The following is a 16,916-nucleotide window of genomic DNA, read 5'->3' as shown; positions in this document are numbered from 1 at the left end:
GGGGGCGACGCCAGAGGACCGGCGGAGCCGGATCCTCGGCGTCCCGGGTCGGGGGCACCTGTTTTTTGCGGCTGCTTTCTCGGGATGTGGCTTCGTCGGACCGGCGGAGCCGGATCCTCGGCGTCCCGGGTCGGGGGCACCTGTTTTTTGCGCGCGCCTTGCCTTGGTCGCGCCTCAGTGTTCTATGGGGTCCTTGGGTGGGGGTTCGCCGGCTTCGCTGGCGGGCAGGGGGCCGTCGATGGGGGATACCTTGGGGTCGCCCCACGGGCCGGTGACGGCGTACTGGACGGTCATGGCGCGGGCGAGCGGGTATTTCAGCAGCCATTGCGTGACGAATGCGCCCAGGCCCAGCAGCGGGTTGACGGCGAGCGCGGTGGCCACGGCTGCGCCGCTGGCGTCCAGGTTGGGGATCACCACCGCCTTCAGGTCCCAGGTCTCGTCGATGATGCTGCTGCTGCCCGACAGGACGATCGCGGCGACGGGGCCGTTCACCTTGTAGTCGTCGGTGCGGATCACGCCCTTGGATACGTTGAAGCGCGCGCGTATCGAATCGAAGGGAAAGCCGTCGCGGAACAGGTTGACCGGATTCAGCTCCAGCTTGGCCAGGCGCTGCAACGATTGCATCGACAGCAGCTCCAGCAGGCGCGCCGTGCGCGAGTTCAAATGCAGCAGGCGGCCCTTGTCCATGCGCAGTTTCAGGTTGCCGTCGATGGCGTCGACCCTGTGCGACCAGGGCAGGTCCAGCCACGTCAGCTTGCCTTCCGCCGTGCCGGCGCCGCCGGCCGCCATATCGGACCAGCCCAGGCGCGTCAGCAGCTTGCCGAAGTCGTCCCACTTCGCGTTTGCGTCCACCGTCAGCCCGCGCTCCGGCCCGCTCAGGCGCCAGAAACCGCTGGCGTCCAGCGTGGCATCGGCGCTGGCGATGCGCAGCGTATCCAGGCGCCAACGCTGCCCGCGCTCCACATTCGTGCCGACGACGCGCAGCGATCCCAGGTCCTTGCCGTAGAAGCGCAAGGTATCGGCCTGCAGGTCGATCGCGGGGATGTCCTTCAGGTCGTCGCCCGATGACTGGTCGTCCGGGCGCTGGTCGTCCCCATCGTCGCCCAGCGACAGGTATTTGAAGCGGGCCGTCACCTGGCCGGCGATGGCGCCCGAGGCTTCACGCCAGGTCACCGCGCCGGCCGCCTGCCTGGACTGGATATCCACGCGCCATTGCGCGGGCGCCGGATGCACCGCATTCAGCTTCAGGTCGTTCAAGGTCACGCCCGCCACGCGCAGGCGCGGCGTCTCCAGCGCGATCGCGTCGGGCGGCGGCAACAGCGGCACCTCCGGCGCGCGCCGGCCCCGGCCGGCGGCCGGCGGCGGTGTATCGAAACCGTCCACCACGTCCTGCCAACCGTCCACGTCGATGTCCGGCAGATTCAGGCGCACGCTCATGCCTTGCGCGGGCAGCGTGGCCGGCTGGTTGGCGGCCAGGGCGCCGCGCGCGAACGTCCAGCGCTTTTCGGCCGGATCGCGTTCCAGCAGCAGATTGACGTTGTCGCCCGAGGGCGCGCCCAGGCTGGCGGTCAGCCAGTCCCGGTCCTTGCCGCCCGACCCGGCGGCGGGGCTCCATTGCACCCGCAAGGGCAGCGTGGCGCCAGCGGTCTTGCCCACCGGCGCCGGCATGTCGATGGCCATGCCGGCCAGGTCGGATTCCATGGTCACGTCCACTCGCCCGCCGCGGAAATACAGCAGCTTGCCGCGCACGGCGGCGCGGCCGGAAAACCGCGACATCGCAGGCGCGCGTACCAACTGCGCCAGCGCGGCGCCGGTCACCTGTCCGTCGAAGCGCAGCCCGTTGCGCGTATCCAGCAGGCCGCCGTTGACCCGCAGCGGGCCGCCCAGGAACTGCGCCTGCACGTCGCGGGCGCGCAGGTCCTCTTCGGTGAACTCGAGCATGCCGCGCAATTGCGTCAGTGCCGGCAACTGCGGGTACAGCGTGAACTCGTTGTCGTTGAAGGAAAGCGAGCCCTGCACGGTCGTATCGTCGGTATGCATCAGGGGCACCCGCAGGGCCAGCGCCACCTGCCAGAGGCCCTTCCCCCTGGCCTGCGCCAGGCGGTTTTCCAGCAGGCCGCCCAGCGGGGAATTGTTGACCAGGGACAGGAAGGCGGGAACCTGGCCTTGCGCATCGCCTTGCAGATAGAGCTCGGCGTTTTCTTCCATGTCGGGAATGGTGGCGCCGACCGCGCCCAGGAGGATGGGCGTGGACGCCGCCGCATCGCGGTCATCGGCGGGACGCAGCGTGGCGCCGGGCTTGGCTTCGAGGCTCAGGGATGCGCCTTCTATGGAGAAGTTGCCGTCCATGCCCAGTATCGCGGGCCAGGCCTTGTGGCCACTGGTGGCCGGCGCGTAATCGACGGTCGCGCCGACGAAGGGGCCGCCGATATGAAAGCGCCCGTTCTGGCCGGACTGGGTAAAAGGAAAGTCGTTCAGGTCGCCGCGCAGCACCAGGTCGGCATCGTGCACCATCCCCGCCTGCAGGCCTTGCGCCAGCCACTGCCTGGCGTCCTCGGACACCGACAGCGGCAGGTAGCGGTGGATGGCGCTCATGGTGGCGCGGCGCAAGGTGCCCTGGATGTCGGCGGTGCCCGCGTCGGTCGTGCCGCGCGCTTCCCACTTGCCCTGCAGGCGCAGGTCCAGGTCTTCGTTGGCCGCCTGGAAATCGCGCAGTTCCAGGCCCAGGATGCCGTCGCGCGACCGGCGCGCGGTCGTGTCCAGCTGCACGGCCGCGAATGCCAGCCGCGGCTGTTCGATGATGCCGGGCAGGTCGGCCCTGACCCGGGTGGCGGTCCCGCGCAAGGCCAGCCCGTCGCCATTGGCGCTACGGGCCAGGGCGGGGAAATGGCCGTCACGGGCCAGGTCGCCGGGGAGGCCTTCCAGGCGCGCGCGCACCGTGTTCGCCGATGCGGCGACGCCGTCCTGCCAGCGCCAGCCCAGGCCGCGGGCGACCAGGTCCATGGTCACCGTACCCAGCTTGCGCCCGTCGATCTGCATCCATGCCCGCGCGGCCATGCGGCCCTGCAAGGGCGGCAGGTCCAGCCAGGGCGCCCAGGCGGACGGCTCACCGTCGCCGAGCTCGGCATAGACCTGTCCATGCCAGCTCGCCAGGTCCATGGGATGGCGGCTGAAGATGGACCGCTCGACTTCGCCGCGCAAGGTCAGGGCCGCCGCCAGCGCGCCGGGCGGCCGCGCCTGCAGGGAAAAACGATGCGACAGCGCGCCGTTCAGCACGACGAAGCTGGCGTCGCTCAGCACCAGTTCGGGCGCCGCGCGCGACTCGTCCACCCAGCGCACGGTGGCATGGCGCAGCACGATTTCGCGCTGGCGGGCCAGCCACCGCAAGGCCACGGAACGGCTGCCATCGTCCGCGTCCGCATCGGACAGCGAAAAGGACTGCCCCGCCACCCACAGGCGATCGTCGCGGTCGCGCCGCAAGGTCAGGTCCAGGCCGTCGGCCTGCAGGAATAGCAGCCGGGGTTCGCGGGTCAGGATGCTGCGCCACCCCAGCACGGCGTCCACCGCCGGCAGGCTGAGCACCGGGGCGCCGGCGCCGTCGGCGATCTCGACGCCGGTCAGCGTCAGGCGCGGGTTGAGCCGGCTCCAGTTGGCTTCGATATGGCCGATGCGCACCGGCGCACCGATCGCCTCGCTGGCGTAGCGCTCGATCTGCGGACGCCATTGGTCGATGCGCGGCAACACGAAATAGCGCAGCCCCAGCAAACCCACCGCGGCGGCGACGTAGACTATCCAGATACTCCAGAGAAGACCGCGGAGAAATTTGAAGGGCAAACGCACGTTTCTTGGGCGAGTATGTATGTCTTGAAGTATCGTCCCCTTATACCTGAAATGTTTCCGGGCGTCAGCGCGACTTTTATCCATTCATGTCGACCTTTTCCTCCACTCCCCTTCCGTCTTCCGCTTCCGCCACGGCGATCGGCGAGCCCGCGTTCGAGATCGCCCTGGCCTGGTCGGGCCATCTGCGTCGCACGCTGGACGCTCGTCCCGACCTGCGCGCGTGGCTGCGCGACGAAGGCACCACGCGCGCGCTGAGCGCGGACGTGCTGCAGGCCTGGCGCGATGAGCTGGCCGGCGGCAATACGGGCGTGCTTGCCGTGCCGGAATGCCGCGCCGTGCTGCGGCGGCTGCGCGAACGGGTCTTCTGCGCCGCGATGGTGCGGGACCTGGGCGGCGCGGCCACGCTCGAGGAAGTCGTGGGCGCCATGACGGCGCTGGCCGACCTGGCGGTGGGCGAGGCCTACCGCAGCGTCGCCGCCGACCTGACGGCCGTGCATGGCACGCCCATGGATCCCACCACCGGACAGCCGCAGGAAATGCTGATCATGGGCATGGGCAAGCTGGGCGGCCAGGAATTGAATGTGTCGTCGGATATCGACCTGGTCATGCTGTATGGCGAGGAAGGCGATACCCCGGGCCCGCGCCGGCTGAGCAATCACGAGTTCTATGGCCGGCTGACGCAGCGCATGATGCCCGTGCTGTCCGAGCGGGACGCCAACGGCCACGTGTTCCGCACCGACCTGCGCCTGCGGCCCGATGGCGACGGTGGCCCGCTGGCCTGGAGCCTGGACGCTTTCGAACACTATCTGGTCGGCCAGGGGCGCGAGTGGGAACGCTATGCCTGGCTGAAGGCGCGGCCCATGCCCGCGCGGGCCTTCCCCGGCAGCGACCCGGAAGCGCAGTTGCGGCAGATGGAAAGCCTGCGCCAGCCGTTCGTCTACCGCAAGTACTTCGATTTCGACGCCCTGGCCGCCTTGCGCGCCCTGCGCGAGCGCATACGGCTGGATTGGGAGCGCCGCGCGCTGGCGCGCAACGGCATGGACAGCGCGCTGAACATCAAGCTGGGGGACGGCGGCATACGCGAGATCGAATTCGTCGTGCAGCTGTCCCAGCTGATCCGCGGCGGCCGTATGCCGGCGCTGCAGGTGCGCGGGCTGCTGGCCGCGCTGCACTGCGAACGCGACGCGGGCCTGATCCCGGCCGACGACGCGGCCCGCCTGGAAGCCGCCTATCGCTTCCTGCGGCGGGTCGAACACGCGCTGCAATACCGTGAAGACGAGCAGACCCACCTGCTGCCCGCCGAGCCCGCCCAGCGCGCCGCGCTGGCGGCCGCGATGCGCATGGATCCGGACAGTTTCGAGCGCACGCTGGGCGAGCATCGGGCGTTCGTGGAGGAAACGTTTCGGAACGCTTTCCGGCTGGCGGGGGTGGGCGATGGCGACGGAACGAACGGAACGAACGGAACGAACGGAACGAATGGCACGAATCGGACGAATGGTTCGCCTGGCCGGCAGGCCGCGGCCGGCGGTCATGGCGGGGCTAAAGGCGGCGGCGGCGGCGCGCCGCAGGGCGCGGACGACGACGACCTGGAAACCGCCCTGCTCGATGAACTCGAAGCCCTGTACGGCGAGGATGCCGCGCAACTGAAGGGCCGCGTGCGCGGCCTGCTGGACAGCCCGCGCCTGCGCACCCTGCCGCAGGCAAGCCGCCAGCGGGTCGACAGCCTGCTGCCCATGGCGCTGCGCGCCGCCGCGCGTACCAACGCGCCGGCCGCCGCTGCCGCGCGGCTGTTCGACCTCATCGAAACGATCGCGCAGCGCAGCGCCTACCTGGCGCTGCTGGCCGAATACCCCGATACGCTGGCGCGCGTCGCCCGCATGATGGCGGCCAGCCCCTGGGCCGCGCAGTACCTGACGCAGCACCCCCTGCTGCTCGACAGCCTGATCGACTGGCGTACCCTGCACGAGCCGCTGGACTTCGCCGCGATGGCGCGCCAGCTGGCCGCCGATCTGGACGCCTGCCTGCTGCCCGACGGCAGCCCCGACGTCGAACGGCAGATGAACCTGATGCGCGACGTCCAGCGACAGGCCAGCTTCCAGCTGCTGGCGCAGGACCTGGAAGGCGAACTCAGCGTCGAAAAGCTGGCGGACCAGCTATCGGCGCTGGCCGACCTGCTGCTGGCCGAGACGCTGCGACGGGTATGGGTGCTGGTCAACAGGCTGCCGGACGCGCAGCCCCATTTCGCCGTCATTGCCTACGGCAAGCTGGGCGGCAAGGAATTGGGCTACGTCTCCGACCTGGACATGGTCTTCCTGTACGACGACCCGCGCGACGACGCGGCCGAGGTCTACGCCAGGCTGGGCCGGCGCATGACGTCCTGGCTGTCCACCATGACGTCTTCCGGACGCCTGTACGAAACCGACCTGCGCCTGCGGCCCGACGGCGACGCCGGACTGCTCGCGGTATCGGTGGAAGGCTTCGCCGAATACCAGCGCAAGCATGCGTGGGTGTGGGAACACCAGGCGCTGACCCGCGCCCGCTACGCCGCCGGCGACGCGGCCGTGGGAGCGAGTTTCGAGGCGGTGCGCAGGGAAATCCTGCTGCAGCCGCGCGATGCCGCCGAGGTGCGCCGCGAAGTGCTGTCCATGCGCGAGAAGATCAGCGCCGGGCATCCCAACAAGACCGAGAAGTTCGACTTGAAGCATGACCGCGGCGGCATGGTGGACGTCGAGTTCGTCACCCAATACCTGGTCCTGACCCAGGCCGCCGCGCATCCGGTGCTGGTGGACAACCTGGGCAATATCGCCCTGCTGGGGATCGCCGCCCGCGTCGGCCTGATCGACGCCGGCGTCGCGGCGCAGGCGGCCGACGCCTATCGCACCCTGCGCCGCATGCAGCATCAGCTACGGCTGCAGGGCCAGGAAAAGGCGCGGGTCGCACCCGGGCTGCTGGCCACGGAGCGGGACGCCGTGCGCCGGCTGTGGGATGCCGTTTTGGGGGACGAGCCGGCGGTGCCGGCACGGCCGTGAGGCGCCCCCGGGCGCCCTTGGCGCCGGCCTGGGGCCTTCCGCACGCCGCGAAGCGCCGCCGGGCGCCGGGCAATATAATCCCTTCATGTCCGAACTCGTCCGCCCCCAGCTGCAATTGCCCGAAGGCCGCCGCAAAGTGCTGCTGCACTCCTGCTGCGCGCCCTGTTCGGGCGAAGTCATGGAAGCCATGCATGCTTCCGGCATCGATTACGCGATCTACTTCTACAACCCGAATATCCATCCGGTCAAAGAGTACGAGATCCGCAAGCAGGAAAACATCCGCTTCGCGGAAAAGCACGGAATCGCGTTCATCGACGCCGACTACGACATGGATAACTGGTTCGAACGCGTCAAGGGCATGGAGAACGAGCCCGAGCGCGGCCCGCGCTGCACCGCCTGCTTCGACATGCGCTTCGAACGCACGGCCTTGTACGCGCACGAGCATGGCTACGACACGATCACCAGTTCGCTGGGGATTTCGCGCTGGAAGGACATGAACCAGATCAACGGCTGCGGCGAGCGGGCCGCGGCGCGCTACCCGGAACTGGTCTACTGGACCTACAACTGGCGCAAGGGCGGCGGGTCGCAGCGCATGATCGAAATCAGCAAGCGCGAAAACTTTTACCAGCAGGAATATTGCGGCTGCGTCTATTCGCTGCGCGATACCAACCGCCATCGCCGTTCGCAGGGCCGCGACCGTATCTATATCGGCGTGAAGTTCTACGGCAAGGACGGCCTGGTGCGGCAGGAAACCCTGCTGGCCGACGAAGAATCCTGAAAGGACAGTATGAACGGCGCTGAAAGCCTGGTCCACACGCTGCTCAAGAGTGGAATCGACACCTGCTTTGCCAATCCCGGTACCAGCGAAATGCATTTCGTCTCGGCGCTGGACCGCATTCCCGGCATGCGTTGCGTGCTGGCCCTGGCCGAAGGCGTGGCCACCGGCGCCGCCGACGGCTATGCCCGCATGGCCGACAAGCCGGCCGCCACCCTGCTGCATTGCGGGCCGGGCCTGGCCAACGGCTTGTCCAACCTGCACAACGCGCGGCGCGCCAATTCGTCCATCGTCAACATCGTCGGCGACCAGGCCACGCATCACCGCCCGCTGGACGCGCCGCTGACGGCCGACACCGAAGGCTGGGCGCGCCCGGTGTCCGCATGGACCCGGACGGCCACCGACGCCGCCACGATAGGCCGTGACGCGGCCGCCGCCGTGCAGGCCGCGCGCACCGCGCCGGGCCAGATCGCCACGCTGATCGCGCCTTCCGATACCTGCTGGAATCCCGGCGGCGTCGTCGCCGAACCGTTGGCGCCGCCGCCCGCCACACGCGCGGACGAAGGCGCCGTGGCCGCCATCGCGCGCGTGCTGCGCGCCGGCGAACCGGCCGTGCTGTTCGTGGGCAACTCGGCCCTGCGCGCGGGGCCGCTGGCCGCGGCCGGGCGCATCACCGTGAAAACCGGCGCGCGCGTCATGGCGCCGACCTCCAACCGCCGCATCGAACGCGGCGCGGGGCGGGTCGCGGTCACCCGACTGCCCTACGCCGTGGAACCGGCGGTGGCCGCCCTCAAGGGCGTCAAGCATCTGATCCTGGTGGGCGCCAAGGCCCCGGTGGCCTTCTTCGCCTATCCGGACAAGCCCGCGCGCATGTATCCGGACGACTGCGAGATCCACGTGCTGGCGCGCGAGGACCAAGACGCCCTGGACGCCCTCACCCGGCTGGCGGATGCGCTGGACGCGCGTGCCGACGCCCCGGTCGTCGAACGCGTGGCGGTCGAGCCGGCGCGCGGCGCCGTCACGTCGGAAGCGGTGGCGCAGACGGTCGCCGCCCTGCTGCCCGAACACGCCGTGGTCGTCGACGAAGGCGTCAGCTTCGGGCGCGCGTTTTATCCTGGCACGGTGAACGCCGCGCCGCACGACTGGCTGCAGATCACCGGCGGCGCCATCGGCAACGGCCTGCCGCTGGCGACGGGCGCGGCCATCGGCGCGCCCGGCCGGCGCATCGTTTCGCTGCAGGCGGATGGCTCGGCCATGTACACCGTGCAGGCGCTATGGACGCAGGCGCGCGAACAGCTGGACGTCACCACCGTCCTCCTGGCCAATCGCAAGTACGCGATCCTGCTGGGTGAGCTGCAAGGGGTGGGCGCGGCCGCCGGCAAGACCGCCCTGGACATGCTGGACCTGTCCCGGCCCAACCTGGAATGGGTGAAGATCGCCAACGGCATGGGCGTGGAGGCCGCGCAGGCCGACACGATGGAAAAGTTCGCCGACCTCCTCGCCACGGCCAACCGGCGCAAGGGACCCTTCCTGATCGAGCTGGTGATATAGAAAAAAGGCGCCGCTTTCGCGGCGCCTTCTTCATGGACCCGGGCGGCGCGCGGCGCCGCGACCGTCACTGCAGCGTCCGTTCGAACACCAGCTTGCCGTCGCGGACATCCACCGGCACCACGTCGCGCGGACCGAAGCGGCCTTCCAGGATCAGCTTGGCGACCGGGTTTTCGATCTGCTGCTGGATGGCGCGCTTCAAGGGACGCGCACCGAACACCGGATCGAAGCCGGCCCGGGCGATTTCCGCCAGCGCCGCGTCGGAGACCTCCAGCTGCATCTCCTGCTTTTCCAGGCGCGCCGCCAGGCGCTTGAGCTGGATGCGGGCGATGGACTCGATGTGCTGCGCCTCCAGGCCATGGAAGACGACGACCTCGTCGATCCGGTTCAGGAACTCCGGCCGGAAGGACTGCTTCAGCTCGTCCCACACCACTTCCTTGATGACCTCGTAGGGCTTGCCGGCCATCGTCTGGATGTGCTGCGAACCCAGGTTGGACGTCATCACGATCACCGTGTTGCGGAAATCCACCGTGCGGCCCTGGCCGTCGGTCAGGCGGCCGTCGTCCAGCACCTGCAACAGTACGTTGAACACGTCCGGATGCGCCTTTTCGACTTCGTCCAGCAGGATCACGCTGTACGGCTTGCGGCGCACGGCTTCCGTCAGGTAGCCGCCTTCCTCATAGCCGACGTAACCCGGAGGCGCGCCGATCAGGCGGGCCACCGAATGCTTTTCCATGAACTCGCTCATGTCGATGCGGATCATGTGCTCTTCGGAGTCGAACAGGAAGTCCGCCAGCGCGCGCGTCAGCTCGGTCTTGCCCACGCCGGTGGGCCCCAGGAACAGGAAGGAACCATAGGGCCGCGACGGATCGGACAGGCCGGCACGCGAACGGCGGATGGCGTCGGACACCAGCCGCACGGCTTCGTCCTGGCCCACCACCCGGCGGTGCAGGAAGTCTTCCATGTCGAGCAGTTTTTCGCGTTCGCCCTGCATCATCTTGGACACCGGGATGCCGGTGGCGCGCGACACGACCTCGGCGATTTCCTCCGCGCCGACCTGCGTGCGCAGCAGCCGTGGACGCTCGCCCTGCTCGGCCTGCTGGGCGCTGTTTTCCGCGGATTGCAGCCGCGCTTCCAGTTCAGGCAGCTTGCCGTACTGGAGCTCGGCCAGCTTGTCGAACTGGCCCTTGCGCTGCAGCTCGGCCATCTCGGCGCGGACCTGGTCGATCTCTTCCTTGATGGCCTGGCTGCCCTGCACGGCGGCCTTCTCGGCCTTCCAGATTTCCTCGAAATCGTTGTACTCGCGCTGGAGTTTTTCCAGCTCGTCCTCGATCACGCCCAGGCGGCGCTTGGAGCCTTCGTCCGTTTCCTTCTTGACGGCCTCGCGCTCGATCTTCAGCTGGATGATGCGGCGGTCGAGCCGGTCCATCACCTCGGGCTTGGAATCGATTTCCATGCGGATGCGCGCGGCGGCTTCATCGATCAGGTCGATGGCCTTGTCCGGCAGGAACCGGTCGGTGATGTAGCGGTGCGACAGTTCCGCCGCCGCCACGATGGCGGGATCGGTGATGTCCACGCCGTGGTGCAGCTCATAGCGCTCCTGCAGGCCGCGCAGGATGGCGATGGTGGATTCCACATCGGGTTCGTCCACCAGCACTTTCTGGAAGCGGCGCTCCAGCGCGGCATCCTTCTCGATGTACTTGCGGTATTCGTCCAGCGTGGTGGCGCCGATGCAGTGCAGCTCGCCGCGCGCCAGCGCGGGCTTGAGCATGTTGCCCGCATCGATCGCGCCTTCGGCCTTGCCGGCGCCCACCATGGTATGCAGCTCGTCGATGAAGACGATGCTGCTGCCGTCGTCCTGCGACAGTTCCTTCAGCACGGACTTCAGGCGTTCCTCGAATTCGCCGCGGAATTTGGCGCCCGCCAGCAGGGCCGCCATGTCGAGCGACAGGACGCGCTTGCCGCGCAGGCTTTCCGGCACTTCGTCGTTGACGATGCGCTGCGCCAGGCCTTCGACGATGGCGGTCTTGCCGACGCCGGGTTCGCCGATCAGCACGGGATTGTTCTTGGTGCGGCGCTGCAGGATCTGGATGGTGCGGCGGATTTCGTCGTCGCGGCCGATGACCGGGTCCAGCTTGCCCTGGCGGGCGCGGTCGGTCAGGTCCATGGTGTACTTGGCCAGCGCCTGGCGATTGGATTCGCCTTCGGCGCCCTGCACGGCTTCGCCGCCGCGCACGGCATCGATGGCCGCTTCCAGGGCTTTTTTCTGCAGGCCGGCTTCACGCAGGATACGGCCGGCTTCGCCCTTGTCGTCGGCCAGCGCCAGCAGGAAAAGCTCGCTGGCGATATAGGTATCGCCGCGCTTGGCGGCTTCCTTGTCGGTGCGGGTCAGCACGTTCTGCAGGTCGCGGCCAACCTGCACATTGCTTTCGCCGTGCACGGTGGGCAGATTCTTCAGCGCGGCGTCGATGGCCGACGGCAGGCGGTTGACCGCCACGCCGGCGCGCGCCAGCAGGCTGACCGCTCCGCTGTCGGGATCGCCGATCAGGGCGGAAAGCACGTGCAGGGGCTCGATGTAAGGATGGTCGTTGCGCGCGGCCAGGCTCTGCGCATCGGCCAAGGCCTGCTGGAACTTGGTGGTGAGCTTGTCGAATCGCATAATGTCGTCGATTGGTAGAAGGTTGGAGCCTCGCTGCGCACGCGGTGTGCGGCCGGCTCGATGTCCTACAAATGCGGGCGCCCTGCCGGGATTTCAATGCCCGCGATCACGATACGCCATACGGGCCAGCGATGGACACCTACGTTTTTGTTTACGGCACGCTGCGGCGGGGAGAAATCAACGACCTGGCCCGGGCGGCGGCGCGCGCCGGGCTGCCGGCGCCGGAATACGCGGGCGTCGCCAGCGTAACGGGCCGGTTGTATGACTTCGGGGATTGGCCCGGGCTGCTGCCCGATGCCGATGGGGTGCCGGTGACGGGGGACGTCTACCGGATCGATCCGGCGCTGCTGCCGGTCATGGACGCCATCGAGGAATACGACCCGGCCGGCGGCTCATGCTTCGTGCGCCGGCCGATCCGCCTGACGGTGGGCGGCCGGGCGCTGGACTGCCACTACTACCCCATCGACCCGGCCCATGTCGGCGACGCGGTGCGTACCGACGCCACCGACTGGGTGCGGCATCGGCTGGGGCGCGGTCAGCCATGAGCAGGCTGCCGCGATAAGCGGGCACGGGACAGGCGTCCCCCGCCCGCCGCGCGGGCTCAGACTTCCTCGTACAGCGGCAGCGTCAGGAATTCCGCGAAGTCGTCCTGGGTACTCATCTGCTCGAAGATCTGCGCCGCGCGGTCGTAGGCCTTGCTGGGTCCCGCCACGTCGTGGACCTTGGCCAGCTCTTCGGGGATCAGCTTGCGCACCAGCTCGGCGGTGACCTTGGTGCCATCCTCCAGCACGCCCTTGGGCGAGCGGATCCACTGCCAGACCTGGGAGCGGGAGATCTCCGCGGTCGCGGCGTCTTCCATCAGGTTGTGGATGGGTACGCAGCCGTTGCCGTCCAGCCACGACCCCAGGTAGTGGATCCCCACGTTGATGTTCATGCGCAGGCCGGCCTCGGTGATCGGCGCTTCCGGCTGGAAGTCCAGCAGGTCGGCCGCCGTCACGGCGACGTCCGGGCGCTGCTTGCCGATCTGGTTGGGCGCGTCGCCCAGCACCTTGACGAACTCTTCCATCGCCACCGGCACCAGGCCCGGGTGGGCCACCCAGCCGCCGTCGTAGCCGTCCGTGGCGTCGCGCGTCTTGTCGGAACGGATGCCGGCCATGGCCTGCTCGTTCTTGACCGGATCGTTCTTGATCGGGATCAAGGCGCTCATGCCGCCGATCGCCGGCGCGTTGCGGCGATGGCAGGTCTTGAGCAGCAGCAAGGCATAGGCGCGCATGAACGGGGCGGTCATGGTGACCTTGGCGCGGTCGGCCAGGCAGAAGTCGCGTTCAACCTTGAACTTCTTGATGCAGCTGAAGATGTAGTCCCAGCGGCCGGCGTTGAGCCCGGCGCTGTGTTCGCGCAGTTCGTACAGGATTTCGTCCATTTCGAAAGCGGCCAGGACCGTTTCCACCAGCACCGTCGCCTTGATCGTGCCCCGCGGTATGCCCACCGCGTCCTGCGCGCGGACGAAAATGTCGTTCCACAGGCGGGCTTCCAGATGGCTTTCCATCTTGGGCAGGTAGAAGTACGGGCCGCTGCCGCGCGCCAACAGTTCCCGGGCGTTATGGAAGAGATAGAGCGCGAAATCGAAAATGCCGCCGGACACGCGCTTGCCGTCCACCGTGACGTGCTTTTCGTCCAGGTGCCAGCCGCGCGGACGCACCAGCAATACCGCCGTCTTGGCGTTCAACTGGTAGGTCTTGCCGCCCTGCTCCAGGCGGATCGTGCGGCGCACCGCGTCCATCAGGTTGATCTGGCCGGAAATCTGGTTGTGCCAGTTGGGCGTGTTGGAGTCCTCGAAGTCCGTCATATAGCTGTCGGCGCCGGAATTCAGGGCATTGATGACCATCTTCCGCTCGACCGGGCCGGTGATTTCCACCCGGCGGCACTTCAGGTCTTCCGGAATGGGGGCGATGGTCCAGTCGCCGTCGCGCACCGAACGGGTTTCCGCCAGGAAATCCGGCTTTTCGCCGGCGTCCAGGCGCTGGGTGCGCGCCGCGCGGGCGGCCAGCAGCTCTTGCCGCCGGCTCTCGAAGGTGCGATGCAGGTCGGCCACCAGCGCCAGCGCGTCGTGCGTCAGCACGCTTTCGAAGCCGGGTTCGATGGGGGCGTCGATGGCGACGCCGGCGGGCAGTTTCAATGACATGGATGTCTCCGAGGGGGAACGCTGTGTCCGCCAGTGTACGAAGCGGATATTGAATTAAAAAGCATATAAAAGTAGATTCATCTTTTAGTTTTTATCAAAGATGATCCGTGGACCGATTCAAGCAACTGCAGACCTTCGTCGACGTGGCCGCGCTGGGCAGCCTGTCGGCCGCCGCCCGGGCGGAAGGCGTCGCGCCGGCCATGATCGGGCGCCGCATCGACGCCCTGGAAGCGCGCCTGGGCGTCAAGCTGCTGGTGCGCTCCACCCGCCGCCTGTCCCTGACCGCGGAAGGGGGCACCCTGCTGGAAGATGCCCAACGCATCCTGCGCGACCTGAACGAATCCGAAAGCCTGGTGGCGCAGGGCAGCGCCCGGCCCACCGGGCTGCTGCGCCTGACCGCGCCCGCCGGATTCGGCCGCCGCCACGTCGCCCCGCTGCTGCCCGGCTTCGCCGACCAGTATCCGGACGTCAGCGTGGTCCTGGACCTGAGCGACCGCCTGGTCGACCTGATCGAGGAACGGTACGACTGCGCCGTGCGCATCGGCGACCTGGACGATTCCGATATGGTCGCCATCCGCTTGGCCGACAATCGGCGCGTCGTCGTCGCGGCGCCTTCCTACCTGGAACGGCAGGGCGTCCCCCGCACCCCCGCGGACCTGGCCGCCCACCACTGCCTGTCGTTCGGCAGCCAGGGCAACCAGTCGCGCGGCTGGCTGTTCCGCGTCAATGGCCAGCTGACGCCGTTCCGGGTCGCCGGCCGGTTGGAATGCAGCGACGGCAGCGTGCTGCACCAATGGACGCTGGCCGGCTACGGCCTGGCCTGGCGATCGATGTGGGAAGTGCAGCAGGACCTGGACAGCGGCCGGCTGAAGACCGTGCTGGACGAGTATTGCGCACCGCCCAACGGCATTTATGCGATGTTCCCGGAGCGCAAGCACATGCCGGCCCGCGTGCGCGCCTTCGTCGCCATGTTGCGCCAGGCCTACGCCGATCCGGCCTATTGGGGCGAGCCCGCGTCGGGCTGACGTTCCGTTCAGGGTTTTGCCACGCACGCGCGCCTACAATGCCCCGCACAACGCCGCGGCCGCGCCGCTCACCCCCACCTCTTACGCCGGTATCCGTCATGCGCCTGGTATTCTGCCTTCTGCTTGCACTGTGCGCCGCGGCGTCCGCCCGTGCCCAGGACGACAGCGGCCCGCCGCGCGCGCCCGCGCCTGCCTGGCAGACGGTGCAACTGGGCGCGCACGGCCACCGCTACCCCTTTCCCGTCTACGCCAGCCGGCCGCTCACCGCCGCCAACCTGGCCCACGTGACGCACGTCGTCGTCATCCTGCACGGCGTCAAGCGGGACGCCGACCATTACTATCAGACCGCCGCCGGACTGCTGGAGACGAACCCCGGCGCGATGGAAGACACCCTGGTGATCGCGCCGAAATTCGCCGCTCCCATCGACCGCGGCTTCGAGCGCATGCCGGCCTGGCACAAGGACCGCTGGATCGCGGGCGGCGACAGCGTGAAGGCCAGCGGCCGCCCCGCGCCGATAGGGTCCTTCGAGGTGCTGGACGACCTGCTGGAATGGCTGTCCGACCGCCATGACCTGCCGGCGCTGCGCGGCGTGGTGCTGGCGGGCCATTCGGCCGGCGCCCAGATGCTGCAGCGCTACGCGGTGCTGAACAATGTCGACGAGACCATCCGCAAGCGGGGCGTGACGCTGCGCTACGTGGTCGCCAATCCGTCTTCCTACCTGTATCTCACGACCGACCGCCCGCGCGGCGATGGCGGCTACGGCCCCTACAACCGCGGCCTGTGCCCGGACTTCAACGACTTCCGCTATGGCCTGGACCACCTGCCGCAGGACCTGCGCGTGGCGGATCCGAAGCGGCTGCCGGCCCGCTACGCGCAGCGCGACGTCACCTACCTGCTGGGCGGCGCCGACACCAACCCGGAGCACCGCTGGCTGGACAAGCGCTGCGGCGCCGAGGCGCAGGGCGCGACCCGCCTGGCGCGCGGCCGCGCCTACGTCGGCTACGAAGCGTGGCTGCCGGCGCTGAAGCAGAACGTCCACCAGGCCTACGAAGTCGCCGGCGTCGGCCACAACCAGCGCGGCATGTTCGGCTCGCAATGCGGCGCGAGCGCCCTGCTGGGCCCCGATGCCAAGGCCGGGCCGGAAGCCGCCACGTGCACCCGGATCACCGCCCAGCCCGCCGCGAAGGCGCGGGCCGCGCCCGGCCGGTAGACGCCCGCCGCCGGCGCGGCTGGTATCGTAGCGGTTGGAACCCCGCCGACACCCCCAAACACGCCCCCTGCTCACCATGTCGCTCGAAGAACACTACACCGCCATCCTGAAACAGCTCGGCGAAGATCCCTCCCGGGAGGGCCTGCGCGACACGCCGCTGCGCGCGGCCAAGGCCATGCAATACCTGTGCCGGGGTTATGGCCAGGATCTGGATGAGGTCGTCAACGGCGCGCTGTTCTCCTCCGACACGAAGGAAATCGTGCTGGTCAAGAACATCGAGCTGTATTCCCTGTGCGAGCACCACATGCTGCCCTTCATCGGCAAGGCCCACGTGGGCTACCTGCCGAACGGCAAGGTGCTGGGCCTGTCCAAGGTCGCGCGCATCGTCGACATGTTCGCCCGGCGCCTGCAGATCCAGGAAAACCTCAGCCGCCAGATCGCAGAAGCCGTCCTGCAGGTGACCGGCGCCGCCGGCGTGGCGGTGGTCATCGAAGCGCAGCACATGTGCATGATGATGCGCGGCGTCGAAAAACAGAACTCGTCCATGGTGACCTCCGTCATGCTGGGCGAATTCCACGAGAACGCCGCCACGCGGGCGGAATTCCTGAACCTGATCCGTTGATCCGTTGATCTACCGATGCCCT

10 protein-coding genes are annotated in these 16,916 nt (G+C 68.6%); 7 read left to right on the top strand and 3 right to left on the bottom strand.

Annotated elements, in window-relative coordinates; all coding sequences use genetic code 11:
- Positions 1–174: 174 nt before the first annotated feature.
- Entirely contained in the window at positions 175–3,840 is a 3,666-nt protein-coding gene (locus tag CAL26_RS08595) for a YhdP family protein (RefSeq protein WP_256988228.1), read from the bottom strand.
- An 86-nt stretch (positions 3,841–3,926) separates the two neighbouring features.
- Here CAL26_RS08595 and glnE point away from each other — a divergent pair, with 86 nt between their 5' ends.
- The 3 genes from glnE to CAL26_RS08580 all read left to right on the top strand — a co-directional run bounded on the left by glnE (position 3,927) and on the right by CAL26_RS08580 (position 9,195).
- Positions 3,927–6,869, top strand: coding sequence for a bifunctional [glutamate--ammonia ligase]-adenylyl-L-tyrosine phosphorylase/[glutamate--ammonia-ligase] adenylyltransferase (gene glnE, locus CAL26_RS08590; protein ID WP_094846481.1), 2,943 nt, complete (start codon positions 3,927–3,929; stop codon positions 6,867–6,869).
- A gap of 85 nt (positions 6,870–6,954) precedes the next feature.
- Positions 6,955–7,647, top strand: a complete 693-nt coding sequence (locus tag CAL26_RS08585; RefSeq protein WP_094846480.1) for an epoxyqueuosine reductase QueH — start codon at positions 6,955–6,957, stop codon at positions 7,645–7,647.
- A gap of 9 nt (positions 7,648–7,656) precedes the next feature.
- On the top strand, positions 7,657–9,195 hold the full coding sequence (locus CAL26_RS08580) for an acetolactate synthase large subunit (RefSeq protein ID WP_094846479.1): 1,539 nt from the start codon (positions 7,657–7,659) through the stop codon (positions 9,193–9,195).
- A gap of 64 nt (positions 9,196–9,259) precedes the next feature.
- On the opposite strand, the gene clpB is transcribed toward CAL26_RS08580, so the two are convergent.
- Positions 9,260–11,851 (bottom strand): ATP-dependent chaperone ClpB, encoded by a 2,592-nt coding sequence (gene clpB / locus CAL26_RS08575; protein WP_094846478.1) that lies wholly within the window; start codon positions 11,849–11,851, stop codon positions 9,260–9,262.
- A 131-nt stretch (positions 11,852–11,982) separates the two neighbouring features.
- Here clpB and CAL26_RS08570 point away from each other — a divergent pair, with 131 nt between their 5' ends.
- A complete protein-coding gene (locus CAL26_RS08570) occupies positions 11,983–12,396 on the top strand; it encodes a gamma-glutamylcyclotransferase family protein (protein WP_094846477.1) in 414 nt (137 codons plus the stop codon).
- A 56-nt stretch (positions 12,397–12,452) separates the two neighbouring features.
- On the opposite strand, the gene aceB is transcribed toward CAL26_RS08570, so the two are convergent.
- Complete coding sequence (aceB, locus tag CAL26_RS08565; RefSeq protein ID WP_094846476.1) at positions 12,453–14,036, bottom strand: malate synthase A; 1,584 nt, start codon at positions 14,034–14,036, stop codon at positions 12,453–12,455.
- 107 nt (positions 14,037–14,143) lie between these two features.
- Here aceB and CAL26_RS08560 point away from each other — a divergent pair, with 107 nt between their 5' ends.
- From CAL26_RS08560 to folE, 3 genes are all read left to right on the top strand, one after another.
- A complete protein-coding gene (locus CAL26_RS08560) occupies positions 14,144–15,061 on the top strand; it encodes a LysR family transcriptional regulator (RefSeq protein ID WP_094846475.1) in 918 nt (305 codons plus the stop codon).
- A gap of 98 nt (positions 15,062–15,159) precedes the next feature.
- Entirely contained in the window at positions 15,160–16,272 is a 1,113-nt protein-coding gene (locus CAL26_RS08555; RefSeq protein ID WP_256988223.1) for a hypothetical protein, read from the top strand.
- Between the two features lie 76 nt (positions 16,273–16,348).
- Positions 16,349–16,894 (top strand): GTP cyclohydrolase I FolE, encoded by a 546-nt coding sequence (gene folE, locus CAL26_RS08550; RefSeq protein WP_094846474.1) that lies wholly within the window; start codon positions 16,349–16,351, stop codon positions 16,892–16,894.
- Positions 16,895–16,916 lie beyond the last annotated feature (22 nt).

Source organism: Bordetella genomosp. 9 (assembly GCF_002261425.1).
Lineage (GTDB): Bacteria > Pseudomonadota > Gammaproteobacteria > Burkholderiales > Burkholderiaceae_B > Bordetella_C.
This window is presented reverse-complemented; position numbering and strand designations above follow the sequence as displayed.

Bases quoted from the DNA above. Each gene is read 5' to 3' on its own strand.
- glnE (WP_094846481.1), top strand. From the start codon at position 3,927: ATGTCGACCTTTTCCTCCACTCCCCTTCCGTCTTCCGCTTCCGCCACG.
- CAL26_RS08585 (WP_094846480.1), top strand. From the start codon at position 6,955: ATGTCCGAACTCGTCCGCCCCCAGCTGCAATTGCCCGAAGGCCGCCGC.
- CAL26_RS08580 (WP_094846479.1), top strand. From the start codon at position 7,657: ATGAACGGCGCTGAAAGCCTGGTCCACACGCTGCTCAAGAGTGGAATC.
- clpB (WP_094846478.1), bottom strand. From the start codon at position 11,851: ATGCGATTCGACAAGCTCACCACCAAGTTCCAGCAGGCCTTGGCCGAT.
- CAL26_RS08570 (WP_094846477.1), top strand. From the start codon at position 11,983: ATGGACACCTACGTTTTTGTTTACGGCACGCTGCGGCGGGGAGAAATC.
- aceB (WP_094846476.1), bottom strand. From the start codon at position 14,036: ATGTCATTGAAACTGCCCGCCGGCGTCGCCATCGACGCCCCCATCGAA.
- CAL26_RS08555 (WP_256988223.1), top strand. From the start codon at position 15,160: ATGCGCCTGGTATTCTGCCTTCTGCTTGCACTGTGCGCCGCGGCGTCC.
- folE (WP_094846474.1), top strand. From the start codon at position 16,349: ATGTCGCTCGAAGAACACTACACCGCCATCCTGAAACAGCTCGGCGAA.